20 protein-coding genes are annotated in these 21,454 nt (G+C 44.3%); 19 read left to right on the top strand and 1 reads right to left on the bottom strand.

Annotated elements, in window-relative coordinates; genetic code table 11:
- Window positions 1-70: 70 nt before the first annotated feature.
- From GNP95_RS00840 to GNP95_RS00800, 9 genes are all read left to right on the top strand, one after another.
- Complete coding sequence (locus tag GNP95_RS00840; protein WP_155609042.1) at window positions 71-1,141, top strand: glycoside hydrolase family 11 protein; 1,071 nt, start codon at window positions 71-73, stop codon at window positions 1,139-1,141.
- A gap of 311 nt (window positions 1,142-1,452) precedes the next feature.
- The gene (locus tag GNP95_RS00835; RefSeq protein WP_155609041.1) at window positions 1,453-1,917 is read left to right on the top strand and encodes a GNAT family N-acetyltransferase; all 465 of its coding nucleotides are present in this window, start codon (window positions 1,453-1,455) and stop codon (window positions 1,915-1,917) included.
- A 23-nt stretch (window positions 1,918-1,940) separates the two neighbouring features.
- Window positions 1,941-2,879: a P-loop NTPase family protein gene (locus GNP95_RS00830; RefSeq protein ID WP_155609040.1), complete on the top strand. Its 939-nt coding sequence runs from the start codon at window positions 1,941-1,943 to the stop codon at window positions 2,877-2,879.
- Window positions 2,880-2,918: 39 nt separating this feature from the next.
- A complete protein-coding gene (locus GNP95_RS00825; RefSeq protein WP_155609039.1) occupies window positions 2,919-3,317 on the top strand; it encodes an RDD family protein in 399 nt (132 codons plus the stop codon).
- 328 nt (window positions 3,318-3,645) lie between these two features.
- A complete protein-coding gene (locus tag GNP95_RS00820; RefSeq protein WP_155609038.1) occupies window positions 3,646-4,026 on the top strand; it encodes a VOC family protein in 381 nt (126 codons plus the stop codon).
- A gap of 95 nt (window positions 4,027-4,121) precedes the next feature.
- Window positions 4,122-4,634, top strand: a complete 513-nt coding sequence (locus tag GNP95_RS00815; protein ID WP_330163205.1) for a GNAT family N-acetyltransferase — start codon at window positions 4,122-4,124, stop codon at window positions 4,632-4,634.
- Between the two features lie 376 nt (window positions 4,635-5,010).
- On the top strand, window positions 5,011-5,820 hold the full coding sequence (locus tag GNP95_RS00810) for a GNAT family N-acetyltransferase (RefSeq protein WP_155609037.1): 810 nt from the start codon (window positions 5,011-5,013) through the stop codon (window positions 5,818-5,820).
- A gap of 263 nt (window positions 5,821-6,083) precedes the next feature.
- Window positions 6,084-6,677 (top strand): NADPH-dependent FMN reductase, encoded by a 594-nt coding sequence (locus tag GNP95_RS00805; protein WP_155609036.1) that lies wholly within the window; start codon window positions 6,084-6,086, stop codon window positions 6,675-6,677.
- 36 nt (window positions 6,678-6,713) lie between these two features.
- The gene (locus GNP95_RS00800; protein WP_155609035.1) at window positions 6,714-7,586 is read left to right on the top strand and encodes an SDR family oxidoreductase; all 873 of its coding nucleotides are present in this window, start codon (window positions 6,714-6,716) and stop codon (window positions 7,584-7,586) included.
- Window positions 7,587-7,732: 146 nt separating this feature from the next.
- Here the strand turns inward: GNP95_RS00800 and GNP95_RS00795 are convergent, their stop codons facing one another.
- Entirely contained in the window at window positions 7,733-8,629 is an 897-nt protein-coding gene (locus GNP95_RS00795) for an RCC1 domain-containing protein (RefSeq protein WP_155609034.1), read from the bottom strand.
- 438 nt (window positions 8,630-9,067) lie between these two features.
- Between GNP95_RS00795 and GNP95_RS00790 the strand changes: the two genes are divergently transcribed.
- From GNP95_RS00790 to GNP95_RS00750, 10 genes are all read left to right on the top strand, one after another.
- Entirely contained in the window at window positions 9,068-10,825 is a 1,758-nt protein-coding gene (locus tag GNP95_RS00790) for an ABC transporter ATP-binding protein (RefSeq protein WP_155609033.1), read from the top strand.
- 16 nt (window positions 10,826-10,841) lie between these two features.
- Window positions 10,842-13,454: a class III lanthionine synthetase LanKC gene (gene lanKC, locus GNP95_RS00785; protein WP_155609032.1), complete on the top strand. Its 2,613-nt coding sequence runs from the start codon at window positions 10,842-10,844 to the stop codon at window positions 13,452-13,454.
- Between the two features lie 35 nt (window positions 13,455-13,489).
- On the top strand, window positions 13,490-13,618 hold the full coding sequence (locus GNP95_RS25655; RefSeq protein ID WP_196427031.1) for a class III lanthipeptide: 129 nt from the start codon (window positions 13,490-13,492) through the stop codon (window positions 13,616-13,618).
- Window positions 13,619-13,891: 273 nt separating this feature from the next.
- Complete coding sequence (locus GNP95_RS00780) at window positions 13,892-14,299, top strand: GNAT family N-acetyltransferase (protein ID WP_155609031.1); 408 nt, start codon at window positions 13,892-13,894, stop codon at window positions 14,297-14,299.
- An 87-nt stretch (window positions 14,300-14,386) separates the two neighbouring features.
- On the top strand, window positions 14,387-14,665 hold the full coding sequence (locus tag GNP95_RS00775; protein WP_155609030.1) for a DUF5316 domain-containing protein: 279 nt from the start codon (window positions 14,387-14,389) through the stop codon (window positions 14,663-14,665).
- 51 nt (window positions 14,666-14,716) lie between these two features.
- Window positions 14,717-15,478 carry a hypothetical protein gene (locus tag GNP95_RS00770; protein ID WP_155609029.1) on the top strand — a complete coding sequence of 254 codons (762 nt, stop codon included), beginning with the start codon at window positions 14,717-14,719 and terminating at the stop codon, window positions 15,476-15,478.
- A gap of 182 nt (window positions 15,479-15,660) precedes the next feature.
- Window positions 15,661-15,936 carry a hypothetical protein gene (locus tag GNP95_RS00765; protein ID WP_155609028.1) on the top strand — a complete coding sequence of 92 codons (276 nt, stop codon included), beginning with the start codon at window positions 15,661-15,663 and terminating at the stop codon, window positions 15,934-15,936.
- A 70-nt stretch (window positions 15,937-16,006) separates the two neighbouring features.
- Window positions 16,007-17,632: a TerB N-terminal domain-containing protein gene (locus GNP95_RS00760; protein WP_155609027.1), complete on the top strand. Its 1,626-nt coding sequence runs from the start codon at window positions 16,007-16,009 to the stop codon at window positions 17,630-17,632.
- A 10-nt stretch (window positions 17,633-17,642) separates the two neighbouring features.
- Window positions 17,643-18,983, top strand: a complete 1,341-nt coding sequence (locus tag GNP95_RS00755) for an ATP-binding protein (RefSeq protein WP_155609026.1) — start codon at window positions 17,643-17,645, stop codon at window positions 18,981-18,983.
- Entirely contained in the window at window positions 18,980-21,172 is a 2,193-nt protein-coding gene (locus GNP95_RS00750) for a DEAD/DEAH box helicase (RefSeq protein ID WP_155609025.1), read from the top strand. Before GNP95_RS00755 ends, GNP95_RS00750 begins: the two co-directional genes overlap by 4 nt.
- Window positions 21,173-21,454: the final 282 nt, after the last annotated feature.

The raw sequence follows: 21,454 nt of genomic DNA, 5'->3' as shown, positions 1-21,454 counted from the left end.
AGATTTGCTAGGGTCTGCACAGCATCATAGGATGACGAGATGCAGTTTAAACCAAAAGGGAGGAATTACGATGAAACAAAGAAAAATGAAGTTGATTGCCGCTTTGTTGCTCTGCTTCACGTTAACATTACCCGGAGCAGTAAGTGCGCAAACAGTTACCAGCAATTCGATGGGCACCCATGGCGGTTACGACTATGAATACTGGAAGGATAGCGGAAACGGAACGATGGTCCTCGGCAATGGAGGCACGTTCAGTGCGGAGTGGAGCAACATCAATAATATTTTATTCCGAAAAGGCAAGAGGTTTAATGAAACGCAAACGCATCAGCAGATTGGAAATATCTCGATAACCTATGGGGCAACTTATCAGCCAAACGGCAACTCATATTTAACGGTCTATGGCTGGACGGTTGATCCGCTCGTAGAATATTATATCGTTGATAGCTGGGGCAGCTGGCGTCCGCCTGGAGCTTCGCCAAAGGGCACCGTTACTGTTGACGGGGGAACTTATGACATATATGAGACGACTCGAGTAAACCAGCCATCCATTAAAGGCACGGCTACTTTCAAGCAGTATTGGAGTGTGCGGACATCTAAGCGCACAAGCGGGACCATCTCGGTAAGCGAGCACTTTAAAGCTTGGGAAAGATTAGGCATGACCATGGGTAAGATGTATGAAGTTGCTCTTACCGTAGAGGGCTATCAAAGTAGTGGAAGCGCTAATGTGTACAGCCACACATTGACCATTGGCGGCGGGGGAACAACGCCTCAGCCAGGTACAGGTTCGAAGGTCGAGGCCGAGAGTATGACCAAAAGCGGACAGTACACCGGGAATATCAACTCGCCATTTAACGGAGTGGCTCTATACGCCAACGGTGATTCGGTGAAATTTAATCACAATTTCACGACTGGCACGAATAATTTCTCACTTCGCGGTGCTTCGAACAATTCCAATATGGCTAGAGTTGATTTGAAAATCGGCGGACAAACGAAGGGAACCTTCTACTTCGGCGGAAGCAGTCCTGCGGTGTATACTCTAAATAATGTCAGCCATGGAACCGGAAATCAAGAGGTTGAGCTTGTAGTTACAGCCGATAACGGAACATGGGATGCTTTCCTCGATTATTTGGAAATCAATTAAATATCGGAAGCTGTAAATGACCGTCTCTCAACAAAGTCCCGGTGGGTTTTTCCTGCCGGGATTTTTGGGGTTTCCTTGTTTCTTTTTACATAGAAAAACATCAAATCGTCTGGTAAAGTGAGAATATAGTGAAGATAATGCCAGCGCTGCTAAAACTATCAATTTAAAGTTGACAGAGTTCTAGTGCTGTGAATGGCGGCGACTTTTGGCTTTTAATGGATTGGTTAAGATTATTATTATTGTTTCCCTTATGCATTATTTCTGGTGTGAATTTATTTAATAATGATAAAAAGTAAGTGAGGATGGGAACTATGAGTTCAAAGTACGATGTTTATCAAGCAACGATCAAAGATTTAGATGAATTATCAAATCTGTTTAATGAATATCGCATATTTTACGGACAGCAGTCAAATTTGGAGTGCGCACATAAATTTTTATTCGAACGTTTTGATTTTCGGGAATCTATCATTTTTGTAGTAAAAGATATAAGCAAAGATATGATAAGTGGATTTGCACAATTATATCCTGTTTTTTCGTCTATTTCATTGGAAAGATCTCTAATATTAAACGACTTATTTGTGCTCAGAGAATATAGGAAGCAGGGATTAGGGCAACTACTGTTAGAAGAAGCAAGAAGGTACGCCGTACAAATAAAAGCTAAAGGAATAGAACTGTCGACAGCGGTTAATAACTTACAAGCTCAGCGACTATATGAACGAAACGGATATATGAAAGACCAGGATTTTTATCATTATTTTTTATGCACTAAAGAATAATTAACAAGAAGGGGGAACTATATTTGAACCTAATCATTGTCGAAGGGATACCCGGATCAGGCAAGTCAACAACGGCAAGATTCATATCTTTACAGGCCGAAAGAAATGGAAGGAAAACGAAGCTTTTTCATGAATCTGCTTTTCAGCATCCGATCTTTCTAGATTGTGAAGTTACTGATCCTGAAGAATGGGGAAAGATATATCTTGCCAACTTGGACCGCTTTCTGGCTGCTCTACCGGAGGATCATTCCGTCATTGTCATGGAGTCGGTCTTGTTTCAGAATCCAATCATTGAACAACTTCATTTGGATGCAGATAGAGACGATATCATCCGTTTTATAGAAGAAATAGACTTCCGATTGGCTGCAATAAATTGCACCTTAATTTATCTCTATCAAGAAGATCCCACTGTTGGAATTCATAGAATGATGGCAGAACGGGGCGGGGAAAGTTGGCTTAAGCATACTTATGAGAAATATAAACATATGCCTTATTACGTGAATCGCGGCCAAGTAGATGAGAATTTGCACCTGAATTTTTTGCATGAATATGCTGTTTTAGCTCGCGATGCTTATGCAAAATGCAGGCTGAATACGCTAGCGATTGATAATACGGCGTGGAAATGGCCTCGGTATTACAATAGCATATTGGATTTTCTAAACCTGACTTATATGCCTGATCCAATTCTGAGTCCGCAAGAATTAGGGCAATATGTGGGGAGCTTCCAAAATGTTGAGTTAGGGGTCAGCATCCATATTGAGATACAAGATGAACAGTTAATTATTTTTGGCAATCAGCGATTAAAACCGAGGGACGTTCATACATTTTATTTGGATCATATAAGCATGTCATTGGAATTCATACCGAATGATGCTGGAGGCTTCTCTTCATTAATTATTACTGAGAAAGATCTAATTGGGAATCAGAAAGATGAAGGAACCATATTTAAAAGAATTTCCTAAGGCATGAAGTGACTTCAAGAGGAAGGTGGGAGGCGAAGTATGGCTGCGAGCTTTTGGGCTAGATTTGGAGCGTTACTATTAGATGCGATCATTGTCGGTATTTCATTAGGAATCATTACTTTCATCATTAGTGGCAGCGAACTAAATAAGGAATACGTGACAAATTTACTGTCCTTTCTGTATTCGCTATTACTGCCAGTGTTTTGGGACGGATATACCTGTGGGAAGCGTATTTGCGGGATCAAAATTAGAAAAATAAATGATCATTCACCACCGGGGATTGGAACGATGTTATTGCGTAACTTAGTTGCGGGTATAGTTTATGGTCTGACCGCAGGGATCGGTGTTTTAATCAGTGCACTCATGGTTGGGCTTAGAGAGGATAAAAGAGCGATTCATGATTTTATCGCCGGAACGGAAGTCGTATATAATGATTAGTTCGTTGCACGTGGAGATAAGAAGACCAAGCAGAAGAGAAACTAGAGAGCTATGTGAGTTTTTCTGTACACCAGGGGGGAATAATCGGTTCAATTGAAATCGGGCCAGCTAATGAGATTATACGCAATGCGTCAAAAAGGGATCAAGGAATTTGTTCTAGATAGCGATATAAGACTGCGCAACAAATCTGGACAAATAATTTCGGAGAACCTCAATATTTATTAAAAGATTATTGGGGCAAGGCAATTGACCACATGATTTGGAAAGTTAACATCGATGATGTCGCTGACTGTAACAATAAAATTTGAAACTTGAGGAGGAGAATCACTTGGAACGATTAATCCAAAACGTAGATCATGTTCAACTGCCCGTGAATGATATGAACAAAGCAATAAGCTGGTACAGTGAAGTATTAGGACTTGAGCCATTTACCGTATATCCTCATGCAGCGTGGTTAAAGTTTGGTTCTGGTCCTGTTTTAATGCTTCACTACAGTACAAAAAACGAAAAGACATCATGGTTTGCAGAAGACGGCCTCCCTATGCCGTCTTTTATGTTTATTACCAGAAAGATTAGCTTGCTGCATTCAATCCTCCAAAATCACAATGTACATATAAGACAATATGAAGATCATGGATTTGGCTGGGTAATCAAATTTGTTGACCCGTTCGGCAATGAATTAGGAGCATACGAGCCGAAAGAAGCTTAAGGGAGGGGGTACAAAGAGTATCACGATATCAAATCAGGTTGGTCTTTGGTATCGCCCTTTGATCACAAGGTGTATAATTATGGAAGAAGCGAGGGGTGATTCCAATAAAAGTTGAACTAAAAGAGCTTACTGTTAATGACTCTTATGATGTCTACAACATGCTTAAGGAAATCGGCCTTGGAGAAAATGGCTTCACAAATTCCTTTCCGTTAGAAAATTACAAGACATTTTCTAAGAGTTTATTGCATTATGTTGAGGAAGCAAAAGGGATTGGAATAGAGGAAGGCCGTGTGCCTCAAACGATATTCTGGCTTTATATCGATGAATATCCAGTTGCATTAGGCAAGCTCAGGCATCGTCTTAATGAAGAGCTGCTTCAATATGGAGGACATATAGGCTACATGGTTAGACCGAGCGAAAGAGGAAAAGGATACGGTAAATTAATGCTGAAGGAACTGCTAAAAGCAGCACGGGATAAAAAAATCGAAAAGGTATTGATTACTTGTGATGAGACTAACCGTCGCTCTAGAAGGGTAATTGAATCGAACCAAGGGAAACTTAAGGGAATTACTAATGGCGTATGTAAATATTGGAGGACTATATCATGAATTTAAAGTGAAGCTTTTATACTCACTTTTACGACATGAATGGAAATCGGTTTAAACTCTAATTGGCGTAATTGATCCATCACCTATGGTTGGACCTATAGTATATGATTTTCTGTATGCATTTTGTTCTTCGCCGGATGATATGAACATGGATACGTTATTTACGGCCTACAATTTTCTTGAGCAAGGACGAATAGAAAAATCAAGGTTGATAGAGGAAGCGCTAATACAACTATATTGTCGGGTAGGGTTAAGCATCAAGCACCATCCAAATGATTTGCCTGAATACAAAGAAGCATGGGCCTACTGGAAACAGATATGTGAATCTAATTGATCTAATTTGTATATGTTTAAATCAGGAGGAGGTATTTTCTTCATGCAACATACACTTACCCAAGACAAAGTTGAATTAATCGAAAAGTCCGAATCAGATTACATGTTAGATAGAATGAAAGCGATTCAAGAAAGCCCTGGTAATCCTGAAGGTGTAGAGATCAAACATTTTGGCAGCGCAATTGCACTGTATAGCGGGACTATGCCCTGGCCAGCATTTAATACGGTTAAAGGCATAAGTACTGATGATTTTGAGCTGCTCGATGATATTATTGATTTCTATAGATTAAGAAAGCGAAAGGTGCAGTTTGAAATTGTTCCATCACGGGTCAATCAAGGTCTGCTGCAAGGACTTGCCCAAAGAGGATTGTATCAGTCCGGGTTTCATACTTCACTATATTGCCCAATAGAGGATAATTCCAAGATTGAGTTAAGTGACATTTACATTAAGGAAATTACAGAAGAAGAATTTCAAATATATGCGGCTATTCATTGCCGAAGTACTGGCCTTTCAGATGATGGTATTCCTCATGTTGCTCGAAATAATCAAATATTACATGGCAGGCCAGGCTGGAAGTTTTTCTTAGCCATGAAGGATAACATCCCGTCTGCCGCAGGTGTCATGCATATTAATCATAAAGTTGCGTCATTAACTTTTGCTGGAACACTGCCCGAATTTCGTAATTCTGGACTTCACCATGCGTTAATACGAAGACGTATCTATGAAGCAAGTATGAGTAATTGCAGCATAGTAGTAGGTCAGGCTGGCTACTTGACCCAAAGCCATAGAAATATGGAGAGTATTGGCATGAAAATTGGGTATGTAAGAACAACTTGGACAGAGCAGCTATAAATAAAGGGAGGCAGGCATGAACCCAAGCATTCCCGGAATGCTTTAGCTATAAATGCATACTTGACGTAAATAGATAAAATAAATATAATAACTTACATAAAGTAATTAACTATTATCCGGTTAATTAAATTTATTCGTTTGAAGCTATGATAGGCAAATGAACTGATTTATGTTCATCACATGTTCGAAGGGAGGCGGATCCGTCAGGAGAGCTTGACATCGAAACTGGCCATCATAATAACATTAATTTTGGCGGTGGAAAAATGGGTTTTTTGGGCAAAATATTCGGAAGTACAAATAAGGAGGAAAAAACAATGTCAAAACTAAACATCGGAATTATTTTAGGAAGCACGCGTGATGGGCGCGTTAGCCCGCAAGTTGGAGAATGGGTGAAAGGAATCGCTGACAAACGCGGGGATGCGAATTACGAAATCGTAGATATTGCTGATTTCAAATTGCCGTTTTTGGGCACAACCGACGGTACGGAGCCAGGCATTGCAGCTTGGAATGAAAAGCTTGCGAACCTAGATGGATTCGTGTTCATCGTTCAAGAATACAATCACAGCATCACAGGTGCATTGAAAAACGCCATTGATTTCGCGCGCGAAGCATGGAACAACAAGGCGGCAGGTATCGTAAGCTACGGTTCAACAGGTGGTGCTCGTGCAGCAGAACATCTGCGGGGAATCATGGGCGAATTATTGATTGCAGATGTTCGCGTACATCCGACATTGTCATTGTTTACAGATTTCGAAAACTTCTCTGTTTTCAAACCACAGGATTTGCATCTTGATAACGTGAATGCCATGCTGGATCAAGTAGTAGCATGGAGCGGTGCGTTAAAAGTATTGAGATAAAAACTTGAAATTATTTAGCCTGAGGGGACCCGAATTATGAAGATATTGGTTACAGGTGCGACAGGAAAATTAGGGACAAAAATTGTTGAAACCTTATTGAAATCAGTGCCTGCGGATCAATTGGCTGTAAGTGTCCGCAATCCGGAAAAAGCAGAAGGATTCCGGGCTCGCGGTGTGGAGGTTCGCCAAGGGGATTTTGACCACCCGGAAACATTGGATACTGCCTTGACAGGAATCGGTCGCTTATTAATCATTTCTGCGGACGGGGACAATGAAACACGAATTCGGCAGCATACAAATGCAGTTACAGCAGCTGAACGCGCTGGTGTTAAATTTATTGCATACACTAGCCTAGTTAACGCGAAAGAAAGCAAGATGTTCCTGTCTCCACCGCATAAGGCAACAGAAGAGGCGATATTGAGAACAGGAATTCCATACTCCTTCTTGCGTAACAACTGGTACTTGGAAAATGAAATTTCAAGCATTCAAGGCGTCATGGCTGGCGCACCTTGGGTAACATCTGCCGGATCTGGCAAAGTCGGCTGGGCCCTTCAGCAGGAATATGCGGAGGCTGCTGCTGCTGTACTAGCTGGAGATGGTCACGAAAATACCGTCTACGAACTTTCAGGCAAGCTCTTGACGCAGGAGCAATTTGCCTCCGCTCTTGGTGAAGTGTTAGGTAAAGACATACCTCTACAACAGGTTGAAGACGAAGCCTACGCTGACATCATGAAAGGTGCAGGTGTTCCGGATTTCCTTGTTCCGTTTCTCGTAGGAATTCAACAAGGCATTCGAGAAGGCGGGCTAGAGGTCGAAAGCAATGATTTTGAGAAATTGCTCGGTCGGCCAGCTACACCAGTCCGTGAAGCGTTGACTCAAATCGTTAGCGGCATGCCGAGCCCTAAGTAACATAGAACCCGAATTTATACACCGGCCATTCCATCAAGAATGGCCGGTGTTTTTTGACTTCGTATAACGCTAGGCTTGGTTACCCTTGTCTCAGCAGCGATCCGGCCCATATTTCAATTGGAAAGTGGAGTTATTACCATCGAATATCAATTGCCGCGCAGTTGGATGCCGCTCCAGCCGCTTACATCACACTGGCCGTATTTATTATCACCCACAGCCACCACTGTACCGTCCGATTTAAGCCCGACAGTATGGGCAGCCCCTGCCGCAATCGCCACCATATCGTGCCAATCGCTTACATTACATTGGCCATACTCATTCCAACCGACAGCCACCACCGTACCATCCGATTTAAGGCCGATGGTATGACTACTACCAACCGCAATCGCCACAATACCGCGCCAGCTGCTTACATCACATTGGCCATGCTTATTCCAGCCTACAGCCGTGACTGTGCCGTCTGATTTAAGCCCGGTGGTGTGAAGGTAACCCGCCGAAATCGCTACGATGTCGCGCCAGCCGCTTACATCACATTGGCCATGCCGATTATTACCGACAGCCGTGACTGTGCCGTCCAATTGAAGACCAATGGTATGCCAGTCACCCGCCGCGACCGCAACAATATTCTGCCAACTGCTTACATTGCATTCACCTTCATGATTTCGACCCGCAGCCACCAGCGTGCCATCCGATTTAAGCCCAATCGTATGCCGCCAGCCTGCTGCAACCGCTACAATATCACGCCAATCGTTTACATTGCATTGATCATGCTTATTCCAACCCACAGCCGTCACCGTACCGTCTGATTTAAGCCCGATGGTATGAGCATTACCCGTATTCGTCGCTATATGAACATTACCCGCCGCAATTGCCACCATATCGTACCAGCCACCTACATCACATTGGCCGCATTTATTATCACCCACAGCCGCCACTGTACCGTCCGATTTAAGCCCAACGCTATGACGACGACCCGCCGCTATGGCATCTTTAGGCCACCGTTTCACCATTAACGCTGCTTCTGTTGGCGATATGTAATCCATGTTTAACCTCCTTGAAAACAAGACTTTTCATGACATGTACATACGTGAGTGAGCATTCTTTTGTTCAAAAATCATGCTGAATTAGTGATGTATAATTGTAATTAATTACTATTAATAGAATTATAATCTTGAAATACACAATTGTGTATGTTAAAATTAAACACAAATAAATTATAGTATTCTACTATATTTTAATGAAAGACTACTCACCTCATAATTTACCCCATAAACATCATGATTTTAGCTCAAAACCATTTTTTCTAACCTTCCTCTTATAAACAAGACAGTGATGACCAATAAGAACTATTTATTACAAAATAAAATACCCACAGCTTCCATTACCTCTATCTTTTTCTTTCTAATAGCTAAATTATATTCATTGATCATTGCATGAATAGTAGGTTTATTGATCCAATAAACAATAGAAAAGGTGAAAAGATGGCTAAAGAAGCAAGAAGTCAATATTCGTGGGGTAATTTTTTCGAGCTTATTCATAAATCGAAACCTCATGTGGGACTCTTTATTGTGGCTTGTACCATAAGCTCTGCTAGCGCCATACTTTCAACATTTATCCCTAATGTTTTAAAGAATATCATCGATTCCTACTCCCTCTCAGGCAGTTTGAATCGAGGCGTTTTAATTGGTTTAGTAGCCATTTTTATTTGTGTGACAATCACAGGTGTTCTATCAAGTTATTTATTAAGCAAGGTTGGCTTAACAGTTGTTGCTAATCTAAGGGGAATGACTTGGACGAAAATTGTAAAATTACCTACAGCGTTTTTTGATAAAAACCAATCAGGCGATATAGCCAGTAGATTAGTTAGTGATACTACCGTGATATACAACTTGGTTACTCATTCATTTTCTACATTTATCAATGCTGTATTAACCATATTATTTTGTGGATTTTGGCTGTTTTATTATAGTTGGGAATTATCCTTGATTATTGTAGCTGCGATTCCAATATTTCTGTTATTTTTTATTCCTTTAGGCAGGGCGTTATCGGATCTTTCTAAAAAAACGCAAAAATCAACTGGAAAATTGAATATTAGTGCGATTGAAATGATATCCGAAAATAAGTTGGTTAAGTCTTTTACAGCTGAAAACTATCAAATCGATAAAGGACTAAAAAATATTAATGATCTAATGCAACTAGGTTTGAAGCAAGCCAAATGGTCAGCTACGGTAAATCCATTCCTGAATATGATTATGTTAATTATTATTATGATCATTATTGGCTATGGCGGTGTCCAGCTAGCGAATGGCCGTTTAACGGTAGGAACTTTTATTGCATTTCTAACCTTGATTTTTTATATTATCAATCCTATTTCTAACTTTGGTTTTTTCTTCTCTCAGCTGCAGAAAACCAAGGGGGCAACAGAACGAATTTTACAGCTGCTATCCGAGGAAGAAGAGAATATAAATGAAGGCAAGGATCTAGATCTAAGCTGCAAAGACATTGAAATTAGCAATTTGAGCTTTAAGTATAACACTCAGGAAAATTTATCATTTTCTTTAGAGGGCATTACTTTAAATATTAGGAGCGGTAATACTTATGCGTTAGTTGGCCCAAGCGGCAGCGGAAAAACGACGTTTGTTTCCTTGCTGGAGCGATTTTACAAACCAACCAGCGGGAGTATTTATATAGATGGTGAAAGTATAGAAAATTATTCATTGCATTCCTGGCGTTCTCAAATCGGTTATGTATCTCAGGAGCACAGTCTAATTACCGGGACTATAAGGGAGAATCTAATCTTTGGATTAGAACCGCAAGATGAGGCGAAAATTATTCAAGCCTGCGAAATGGCGTATGCATGGGAATTCATAAGTCAGCTGCCTAATGGATTGGACACGCATATTGGCGAGCGAGGACTCCATTTATCCGGCGGACAAAGACAAAGAATTGCTATCGCAAGAATGTTCCTTAAAGATCCTAAAATCATTTTATTAGATGAGGCAACATCAAATTTGGACAGTCAGTCTGAGGAAAAAGTGCAGTCTGCGATGAAGAAAATTATTGAGGGTAGAACCGCGATTGTAATAGCTCATAGATTATCTACGATTATGGACTCCGAATATATTATTTTTGTGGAAGATGGCAAGGTAACAGGCCAAGGAACCCACTATGAATTACAAAGAACTCATAAATTGTATCAGCAATTCTGTGAATTGCAATTTAGCGCACAATTACAATGAGGGAGGAGCAGCCATAATGGATAAAAACCATCTTTATTTTAAGTACGTAAATAATGATTCAAAATATTTTGAGAAACTGCAGGCTGGCAACAAAACAGCTGAATTCACGGTAAACCATTTGTCTGAAGATTGTTTGATTAGAACAGAGGAGAATTCTCCTTGGATCATTTATAGTTTTGCAAATAAGAAAATCAAGGATCAGGGCTGGAAGATTCATGTTAGTGCAACGATGGAAAATGCACAGCAAATTCTAGCGGACATAAGCCAAGTTTTAATCGAACGTAAAATTACCTTTAAGCATCTTCTAAATAAAACCTGCTTACATAGTATTAACTCCAAAAATGGGAATAGAATAAGCTCCGGAAAATTCATAACGATATATCCTCCAACCGATGAAGAATTTTATCAATTACTTCATATTTTATATGACAAGGTTAAAGATCAAGAAAATGGGCCTTATATTCTAAGTGATAAGTGCTGGAAGAATAGCAATATATACTATAGATATGGGGGTTTTGTGAAAATTTCCAACGAAAAAGGCGAATTTTGCATTAAGGATCCCACAGGACAACTGATTCCCGATAATCGTACCCCTTATTATCAGGCGCCTGAATTTGTCAAAGATTTTGATCAATTTTTAGAGTTGAACAACCATTTTTCTGATGCTGATGAAAATAATTCTAAGTTTAAACAATATAAATTCCAAAATGCGCTGCGATTTACAAATGGCGGCGGGATTTATATCGCAGAAAGAAATGAGGATAAACGGAAGGTAGTTATTAAAGAAGCAAGGCCAAAGGTAGGGCTGGACGGACAAAATAAAGATGCGATCGACAGGCTGCAAAAGGAATACGAAGCATTATCAAAGCTTACGGATGTGAAAGGTGTAGTGAAGGTAGTTGATTATTTTAAATCGTGGAAGCATTTATTTCTAGTAGAAGAATATGTGGAAGGGATTGATATGAAAACGTGGATAGCTGCGAAATACCCCTTTCATCGCGATAAAGATAAAGAAATATATATGAATGAATTGAGACAAATAATCCTCCGTTTAATAGATATTGTTACCGAGATGCATGGTCAAAATGTGGGCATGGGCGATTTACAGCCAGCCAATATTATGATCACGAAGGATTTGGAAGTGACACTTATTGATTTTGAGTCTGCTGATCACAAGGATCGTGAAGATAAGGCGGCAATTCATACGATGGGATTTTCAGATCATCAAAATATAAACCGCAAGGAACGAGACTGGTATGCAGTTAAAAAAATACTAAGATATTGTGTGCTGCCCATTGGTCCGATAAGCAATATTGAAGATAGTATAACCTCTTATCACAATGAGTGGATTAAACAAGAATTTGGGAGTGAGTTCTTCTTATTTCTCCGAGAAGTCGAAAACAGATGTGACACCCATTTATCAGCCACAAAAGAGAAACAATATAACCCCATAGACTATACTCAAAAAAGGTTGTCAGATGAAATAAATTGGTTAATAGAAGGTCTAAGAGCAGGTATATTGGCAAATCTAGTGCCAGATCAAGGTTTGATTCATGGTGATATTAGACAATTTGAAATCGCTGGTGGAGCAACGAATGTACTTACTGGGGGCACTGGTGCGGCGCTAGCTTTGTTTAGAACAGGAAATGTGGATAAACAAGTGATCCATTGGATTGAACAACAATTCATTCATAACATTCATTCTGAACAATTAGAATTGCAGGGACAGGGATTGTTTACTGGTAAAGCTGGTATTGCTGCAACACTGTATGAATTAGGTTATAAAGACAGAGCTTTAAACTTATTTAACAATTTAACTGGCAATAGCGGCGATATTTCATTAAGGTCAGGCTTGGCCGGTATTGGACTTGCCTTAATCAGTTTATATTTTGAAGAAAATAATGATCAATATTTAAAGCAAGCTGAATCGATTGCAAGTCATATTATCCAATTCTTAAGAGATAATAGAAGTTTAACCGTTTCCGACTGGGCTGCTGATCCTGTTGGGCTTATCGATGGATGGTCAGGTGTATCGTTATTTTTTACAGCCATGTATGCGATTACGAGAAATACAACTTTTTATGTGGTGGCACAAGAGTTAGTAGAGCTTGATTTAAAAAACATCCATATTGACGAGGAATTGCAGGTTCTGCAAACGATGAATGATCGAAAATTGTTGATTCCTTATTTAGCAGGGGGATCTATAGGAATTGGAGTAGCGATTTGGTATCTGAATCATGTAAGTGGGCAGAAGCATTATCAGGACGAATTCAAATTAATAGTTAATCTGAATCATATAAGATGTACTTTCACTGGGGGATTATTTGATGGGGCGGGCGGTTTTTTACTGATACCCCCTCTGCTGGACGATACTTATGAAATGATTGAAACTCACAAAAAGCGAGCCGTTGACCGGTTAAATTTGTTCCTTATTTTCAAAGAAGACCATTGCTTATTTCCAGGAAACTTCTGTTATCGCTTATCCGATGATTTATATTCTGGAAGCGCAGGGATCATACTAGGGTTACAAGGAATTTTAGAATCCAACCCATTATATTGGCTGCCGGTTATAAATATCAATCAATTTGTAACGAAGACAAGGTATATGAATACTCCATTAGTTACGTAGACAGTATACTTACTTCATGAAAGGAGGTGAAAACAATGAATGAAGTGCTGGAGCTGCAACAATTAGCTGCAATACCAGAAGAGCAAGAGGCATTTCCGATTACAATCACATGGACTGTAACGACTACAGCAGCAACTTGGTCGACAGTAAGCAATCATTGTTAATAACTAAACAACATTCATAAGCCCGCATAAATAGGGAAAAGGATAAGCAATCTGCTTATTCTTTTCCTTATTTATTTTATTTCATATATAATGAAGGAAGAAGCTCAGACAACAAACGCCCCAGCTTAAGATAGGAGCTATCTTTGGCTGGGGCTTTTTTGTCAGAATAAGTACAACGCGTTGTTATATCATGGGATGGAATATCATAGCTATTGAATAGCTATCCTGCGTCAATCCAGTTCTATAATGAATTTAGGGGAGAAATCGAAAACTATGGAAATAAAAGCGGCGGCAGATTCAGACTATAAATATATCGTGGAAAGAGACAGACATATTGCTGAGGCTTTGGTTAAGAACAAAATAAATGAACATGAGATTTTCATATTGTGGGAGTCGAATCAAAAAATAGGCTGGATGAGATTCGGGTATTTCTGGGATAACACGCCGTTTATGAACATGCTATGGATTGATGAAGAATATCGAGGCCAAGGGTTCGGGAAGAAAGTCGTACTCTACTGGGAAGAGCAGATGAGAAAGAAAGGCTTTAGCTCTGTCATGACATCGACGCAATCCGATGAAGAGGCACAGCACTTTTATAGAAAGCTTGGGTATAAGGATGCCGGATGTTTAATGCAAGAAAATGCTCCGCTCGAATTGATTTTTACTAAAAATATAGTGTAAGCGGACTCGGGCATCTAACCTTTCATCCCTAGTTATTCAGATGTATAATCATGGAAGCAGCAGGAGGGAATTACGATTAAAAAACTGATGACCGGAATCATTGTCAGTGTTGTATTGTCATTGTTTATAGGCTTCTTATGGGAATGGCAACAGGCCATAAACATTACGGGCGGAGTCGGAGTTATCATGCTGCTGCTAGCGGGCGTTCTCAACGGGACTTTTGTTAGCGGGGTTCAAATGAGAGCCAATAGAGAGATAGAAACGGCGGAGGATAAAGAATCTAGAAACAAGTTTTCTTCGATGTTTTTTCTATGGGGATTCCCATTTTTCCTAACGGCAATAGCCCTTTTTATGATCGTAAATTGAAATTAATTACCTAGAAAGCGGTGTGCAAAAATTAAGGAGAAAATAATTGCAGTGAAAAAATTAATCACGCTCTTCCTGATTATTGTATTGGGCACAACAGCATTAATAATCACTATACACGGTTTGTCAGTTCCAATGAAAACGGCAATGACCAGTTCTGTTGAGGCGGAATCATCGGAGGAAGCTATACCTGATATGCTGACTATAAAAGATGAGAATGGTCATCATTTGGATTTAGTGATTAAAGATATTCCAGTATACAGGGCTTACCTAGAATCTCAAGCAGACATCAAGACAGAAATGGAACGAACACAATTTGAAGTACTTCATATTCCAACTGAAGGTCATTTTATTTTGTTAAAGTACAATTGCGGAAATAAGCAATGTTCAACTATTTTGGTGAAGAAAACCGATTCAAAGATCACAAGTGTTGCTTTAGCCACAGGTATTTTTCAAGACTACAAAATTTCACCGGAAGAAAAAGAAGTATTATTAAAGTATGGTTTTAATGAAGGTGGCGAAATTGTCCGTCATATATTAATAACAGTTGATTTGTTGAAAATGAAAGTAGTTCCTTTTGAATCAAGCGAGTTAGCTAAAGAGTATATGGATAAACCAACCTGGCCTATAGTGAATTACCAATGGATTGATCACAATCGGTTTATGATCGAATTGCCTGATTTAGAATCATCTGAATTTGAAACAGTTAAAAGTTGGTATGCTTCAAGCGAGAAAAAAACAAAAAAGGTTGAGGTTACAATCGACAAAGAGAAAATACTAGACTCATATAACGCCATCGAAAAAGAAAAGTAAATGTATCATGCTAAGTAATCGTATAGCATTAGAGCGAGGTTTGTGGATAACATTCAGCACAACAGTCGCTCTTTTTTCTTAGATAGATACTCGACGTTATTTTGGATTTGGCTAGCCTTCAATATGAAATAGCATCATTATACAGATAAATCACGATGCATGCAGATGCGGAGGAATAGAAAATGTCTATCATTGGGACGCTGCTTGCCATAATAATTGCCATACTGGTTTCCATATTTATGGGTCCGGTCGGAGTGCTGCTTCTGGTTTCTGTTATTTTTGGGATGGTTCTTAGCATGTATATCCGAAATCGTGAAATGTATAACGACATCCAACGTATTAAAGAAAAGCTAGGAATCGTGGAGCAGGACGATTTCAATATGAGCAATGAAGCGATTGAAGAGGAACTGCTAGAGGAGATAAAGCATGAAGCCCGTAATAAGGAAAATAGCCCCTAAGCCGCCTAAAAAATGCGAACAAGCTTTCGCTTTGATGATATAATAGTGTCGTGATGGAGGTCTATGGACGATGAACGAAAGAACGGTCAGGCACGACGGTATGGTGAACATCCAGGGAAGAATTAGGGAGCAGCTTACCTTTGCAGAGATTGAGCTTGAGCAGCCGGAGCAGAAGCGGGCAGAGCCCTTTGTGGTAATACCAGAGCGTGGCGGGCGGGAAGTGGACTGGGGACAAAATTTCCGCTATGTCTCCCGGGAACGGCAGTTTGTGGAGCAGGCGCGCGAGCTCGAATGGAAGGGCGGAGAAGCGGCAGAGTTTATCCCTTTTCATGCTTACTGGCCCACTTACGAGCAAATGCAGCCGGGGCAGCTGCGCTGGTATTTGTATTGGCGAGGAGAGGTACGCTCTGGGCGGTATCCGGATACGGATCTGTCTTATCTTTTTGTGTACCTGTACGAGCTGATTCATGGCATCGGCATACATGAACCGGCAGAAGGGCATGAGCAGATGCAGCGGGTCTGGCTCGCTTACCGGGAGCGATATCCGAAGCTGGACACGTACGTGCGCGAATGGCTTTACGATTACGGGCTGGTATTCGAGCTGCATGTCCAGCCATTGGCTCCGCTGCAGAAGCTCCCCCGGAATTTATCCGCGGAGTTGAAAGAGCTGGAGTGGAAACGCAGATTTACCGCAGAGCCGCTTGTGCTGACCTGGGATATGCTGAGGACGATGATCGACTATGATGTGGAGAAGAGCCGTTTTTACACCGGGCAGGGGCGCAAGGATTTGCAGGCCTATGCGCCGAAAGTGGTGGCGATGGTCGATGGTTATTTGTCTAAGTCCGAGGGCGTAAGGCTGCTGGAACGGTTCATGCCCCGCGAGAAAAAAGTCAGCAGGCCCTTGTTCCGCACTGCTGTATATGATCACGAGCTGTATGGGCGCGACGTTATGGTAAGCGTTCTGCCGATTAGCACATACCTCCCGCTGCGCTTGTATGTAACCCAGCTTGTCAGGCTCACGGAGAACAAACTTCGCGAGTTATCGGGATTTCGAGGCAAGCTGCGGGGAATTACAGTGGAGTCCAGCGTGGAACAGCTGGTTGCACGATTCCTGCATAAAGAATTCGAGCAGCGTAAGGCGGAGGAGGCTAGAGCCTTCGTCCCTAAAGTGAAAATCAACACGTCGAAGCTGCAAAGGATTCAGTGGGAGTCGGATGAGGTGCGGGATATGCTGACGACTGAGGAGCAGACACCTGTGTCAGATGAGAGCAGGGAAGAAGCAGCGCTGCCGGCTAAGCTGTCCAAAGCGGGCAAGGTGCCGGATCCTGAGCAATCAGCGAGGCTGCAGCAGGCGGAGCTCGATTTTGAGCGGGGCTGGATGGAGCCCGGGGAAGTGGCGCTTAGCGAAGCTGCGGCAGAAGGGATTGGGACGGAGCTGCCGGAGGAGTGGCGTGAATTATTCGCCCGGTTATCCGCCGCGCATCTCAACATGCTGTCCGCTCTGCTTGATGGAGAGGACGCCGCGGTACGGCACGGCATTGCCGAACAGGCCGGCTCCATGCCCGAGCTGCTGCTGGACGAAATCAACGAAATTGCGATGGAGTGCATCGGCGACTTGCTCGTCGACGGTGATGAGATCGCCCAGGAATACAAGGAAGAACTGGGAGTCTGCTTAGTTCAACATGTTTATAAATGAGGTGACACCGATGAAACAGATACAAATACCAAAACGCCTGACCACGGCATTGGTGAACTCCCTGACAGCAGGGGTAGTTCCACGGGTCGGGCTGGAGCATATCGCCGTCGGGCGAAGGGCCGAGGTGGCTTCAATTCTGCAGGATATGGACAATATCGCGGAAGGCGGGGCAGCTTTTCGCCTGATTACAGGACGGTATGGAAGCGGCAAAAGCTTCTTGCTGCAAATGATCCGCAATTATGCGATGGACCGGGAGTTTGTAGTGGCTGACGGTGATTTATCGCCAGAGCGGCGGCTTGTCGGCACCAAAGGACAAGGGCTTGCTACCTACCGTGAGCTAATGATGAACATGTCCACTCGAACGAGACCGGATGGCGGCGCCTTGGAGCCGATGCTGCAAAAATGGATCGCTTCACTACAGCAGGAGCAAATGCAGGCTGCCGGTCTGCGGCCCGGCGATCCGGCGCTGCATGAAGCGGTAGAGCTTCGGATTTATGCGGTATGCAATGAGATGCAGAATCTGGTGCACGGCTTTGATTTCGCCAAAGTGCTGGCTGCCTATTGGAGCGGCTGCAAGCTGGGGGATGACGACCGGAAAGCGTCGGCGCTGCGCTGGCTGCGCGGGGAGTACCCGACCCGGACGGAGGCGCGCAAAGAGCTCGGCGTCGGCGTCATCATCGACGATGACAATTGGTACGATTACATGAAGCTGTGGGCGGAATTTGCAGTGCGCATCGGGTATAAAGGGCTGCTGCTGTTTATGGATGAAGGCGTCAATTTGTACAAAATCACCAATAGCATATCCCGCCAGAGCAACTACGAGAAGCTGCTGACGATGTTCAACGACACGATGCAGGGGAAAGCCCAGCACCTGGGAATTTACCTTGGCGGGACACCTCAGTTCGTCGAGGACGAACGCAGAGGGCTGTTCAGCTATGATGCCCTGCGTTCCCGTTTGATGGATGGCCGTTACAGCAGCAGCTCGCGCCGGACATACACCTCGCCGATTCTGAAGCTGGACATGCTGTCCCACGAGGAAATCCTCGTTTTGCTGCAGAAGCTGCGGGATATCCATGCTATGCATTTCGGCTACGAGTCTCAGCTTGCGGATGAACAGCTGATCGCCTTCATGCAGGCGGCGGTGAACCGGCTTGGCGCCGAAGAACTGCTGACGACCCGCGAGGTGGTCCGGGATTTCATGGATGTGCTGCATATGCTGTACCAGCATAAGGAGCTTTCGTTCGCGGAGCTGCTGGGCGAACGGGAACGGGAGCATGCAGCTGGCACGGGTGACCGCAAGGACGGAGCGCAGGATGAACTGGATGATTTCCTGGCGGAGTTTGAGTTATGAGCGGAGCTAGTTCTTTTTCCCGGCTGGCGCCGTTTATCCAGGAATATATTTACCGGAAGCAATGGGACAGCCTGCGAGAGGCCCAGGTCGAGGCCTGCCGTGTGCTGCTCGATACGAGCCATCATTTGCTGATCGCCTCCGGCACAGCGTCGGGTAAGACGGAGGCGGCTTTTTTTCCGGCGTTGACAGAGCTGTATCATCGGCCCTCCGGGTCCGTCGGCATACTTTATATCGGGCCGCTCAAGGCGCTGATCAACGATCAATTCGAGCGCATAACCGAGCTGCTGCGGGAGGGGGAGGTACCGGTATGGCACTGGCACGGCGATGTCTCCCAGGCGGAGAAAACCAAGCTGGTGCAGCGGCCTTCCGGTGTCCTGCAAATTACGCCCGAGTCCCTGGAGGGGCTGCTCATGAACAGGCCGAATGCGATTCCGGCTTTGTTCCATGATTTGCGGTACATTATGATTGATGAGGTTCATGCGTTCATGGGGGCGGACCGGGGCATCCAGGTGCTGAGCCAGCTAACCCGGCTGGAGCGCATGGCTTCCTGTTCGCCGCGACGAATCGGCCTGTCTGCCACGCTGAGTGATTACGAGGCCGCGGCCCGCTGGCTTGGAGCCGGAACCTCGCAGCCCGTGGAGGTCGTATCTCCCCAAGGCGGACGGAAACTGAAGCTGTCGGTGGAGCACTTCTCGTTCCCGGACGCCCGGGATGAGCGGGAGGCCGAGCATTTGGAGCTGGCAAAGCAAAACTATTACAGCTTCATCTATGACCATACGCACCGGAAAAAAGCGCTCGTCTTCACCAACAGCCGCTCCGACGCCGAGCTGACTACGCTGGAACTGCGGCGAATCGCCGCGAAGCGGGAGGATCATGACGTATTCCACGTACACCACGGGAGCATATCGGCGATGCTGCGCGAGGAGACCGAAGCAGCGCTCCGGTCCGGCCCCGGGCCGGCGGTGGCGGCAGCGACGGTGACGCTGGAGCTCGGCATCGACCTTGGCGAGCTGGAGCGAGTCATTCAGCTCGGCGCACCATACAGCTGCTCCAGCTTCGTGCAGCGGCTGGGACGTTCCGGCCGGCGGGGGGATCAGGCGTCGGAAATGATGTTCCTCTGTGCGGAGGAAGAGGATGAAGAGGCACAGCTGCCTGCCCGAATGCCGTGGACGCTCCTGCGGGCGATCGCTGTCATTGAGCTGTACGTCCGCGAGCGCTGGGTAGAGCCGCTGGATTTGCGGCGCAAGCCCGTTGGCGTGCTCTATCATCAAACGATGAGCACGCTCAAAAGCATCGGCGAGGCAATGCCCGCCGAGCTGGCGCAGGCCGTGCTGACCCTGCCTGCTTTTCGCGGCGTAGAGCCGGAGGAATTCAAGCAGCTTCTGCGGTATTTACTACAGACAGATCATATTCAGCAGACAGAGGAAGGCGCCTTAATCATCGGGCTTGGCGGTGAGAAGATCGTAAACAACTTCCGCTTCTATGCGGTGTTCAAGGATGACGAAGAGCATGCGGTTTATAACGGCTCTGAGGAGATCGGCAGCATCACAACCGTGCCGCCGCCGGGCTATTGCTTCTCATTGGCCGGCAAGCTGTGGAAGGTGGAGGAAGTCGACAGCAAGCACAGGGCTGTCTATGTCAAATCCTCCAAGGGCAAGGTGGATACGCTTTGGCTTGGTGCCGGCGGCGACGTTCATACGCGGGTGCTGCACAAAATGCGCCAGGTTCTGCTGGAACAGACGCTGTACCCATACCTGGCTCCCGGTGCGGTCAACCGACTGGAGCGGGCCCGGAGACTGGCCCGGGAGAGCGGGCTGCTGCGCAGTCCGGTTATACCGGCGGGCGGCGATTCGCTGTTTATTTTGCCGTGGGCTGGAAGCAAGCAATTTCGTACCCTGGAGCGCCTTCTGAAGCATAATCTTGCCGAGCCGATGGGATTACGTCAAGTTGTCCCGATGGAGCCGTATTACATGGTCGTTTCAGGAAGAGCGTCTGCCGATGAGCTGCTGGCAGGCATACAATCTGAACTATCCGCGGTCACGGATGCGGAAGCTTTACTGGATGCCGCCGAAGCACCATACCTGGGTAAGTACGACGAATTCGTGCCTCCTGAGCTGGTGCGGCGTGCTTTTGCCGTAGACGGACTGGATGTGCAAGGACTGGCCGCGGTGCTGGCTGCTCATGAATAGAACTAAACAACAATAGCCATGGGGCCATTAAAGTATACGAGCGCGCTGGATTTACGAGAGGACAGTCGTTCATGAGCATAGCCGCCGGTCAGGAAACCGAGTTTTTGGTGATGAGGCTAAGCCAAGATTCCTTTTAAAGTCAGGCGGGGACATCGCTAGGATCACGCGCGAGTGCAGTTTGGTTTGGCGCAGCCTGCCCTAATATTATTGCGCTCAGTAGCTTACGCCAATCGATTTGAGGATGTATAATTGTGGAAGTAAGCTCCGGTAACCATCGCTCCA

Origin of the sequence: Paenibacillus woosongensis, assembly GCF_009725165.1 — a bacterium.
Classification (GTDB): Bacteria; Bacillota; Bacilli; order Paenibacillales; family Paenibacillaceae; genus Fontibacillus; species Fontibacillus woosongensis.
This window is presented reverse-complemented; position numbering and strand designations above follow the sequence as displayed.

Coding starts and splice junctions, on each gene's coding strand:
- GNP95_RS00840 (WP_155609042.1), top strand. CDS start 71: ATGAAACAAAGAAAAATGAAGTTGATTGCCGCTTTGTTGCTCTGCTTC.
- GNP95_RS00835 (WP_155609041.1), top strand. CDS start 1,453: ATGAGTTCAAAGTACGATGTTTATCAAGCAACGATCAAAGATTTAGAT.
- GNP95_RS00825 (WP_155609039.1), top strand. CDS start 2,919: ATGGCTGCGAGCTTTTGGGCTAGATTTGGAGCGTTACTATTAGATGCG.
- GNP95_RS00810 (WP_155609037.1), top strand. CDS start 5,011: ATGCAACATACACTTACCCAAGACAAAGTTGAATTAATCGAAAAGTCC.
- GNP95_RS00805 (WP_155609036.1), top strand. CDS start 6,084: ATGGGTTTTTTGGGCAAAATATTCGGAAGTACAAATAAGGAGGAAAAA.
- GNP95_RS00800 (WP_155609035.1), top strand. CDS start 6,714: ATGAAGATATTGGTTACAGGTGCGACAGGAAAATTAGGGACAAAAATT.
- GNP95_RS00795 (WP_155609034.1), bottom strand. CDS start 8,629: ATGGATTACATATCGCCAACAGAAGCAGCGTTAATGGTGAAACGGTGG.
- GNP95_RS00790 (WP_155609033.1), top strand. CDS start 9,068: ATGGCTAAAGAAGCAAGAAGTCAATATTCGTGGGGTAATTTTTTCGAG.
- lanKC (WP_155609032.1), top strand. CDS start 10,842: ATGGATAAAAACCATCTTTATTTTAAGTACGTAAATAATGATTCAAAA.
- GNP95_RS25655 (WP_196427031.1), top strand. CDS start 13,490: ATGAATGAAGTGCTGGAGCTGCAACAATTAGCTGCAATACCAGAAGAG.
- GNP95_RS00780 (WP_155609031.1), top strand. CDS start 13,892: ATGGAAATAAAAGCGGCGGCAGATTCAGACTATAAATATATCGTGGAA.
- GNP95_RS00775 (WP_155609030.1), top strand. CDS start 14,387: ATGACCGGAATCATTGTCAGTGTTGTATTGTCATTGTTTATAGGCTTC.
- GNP95_RS00765 (WP_155609028.1), top strand. CDS start 15,661: ATGTCTATCATTGGGACGCTGCTTGCCATAATAATTGCCATACTGGTT.
- GNP95_RS00760 (WP_155609027.1), top strand. CDS start 16,007: ATGAACGAAAGAACGGTCAGGCACGACGGTATGGTGAACATCCAGGGA.
- GNP95_RS00755 (WP_155609026.1), top strand. CDS start 17,643: ATGAAACAGATACAAATACCAAAACGCCTGACCACGGCATTGGTGAAC.
- GNP95_RS00750 (WP_155609025.1), top strand. CDS start 18,980: ATGAGCGGAGCTAGTTCTTTTTCCCGGCTGGCGCCGTTTATCCAGGAA.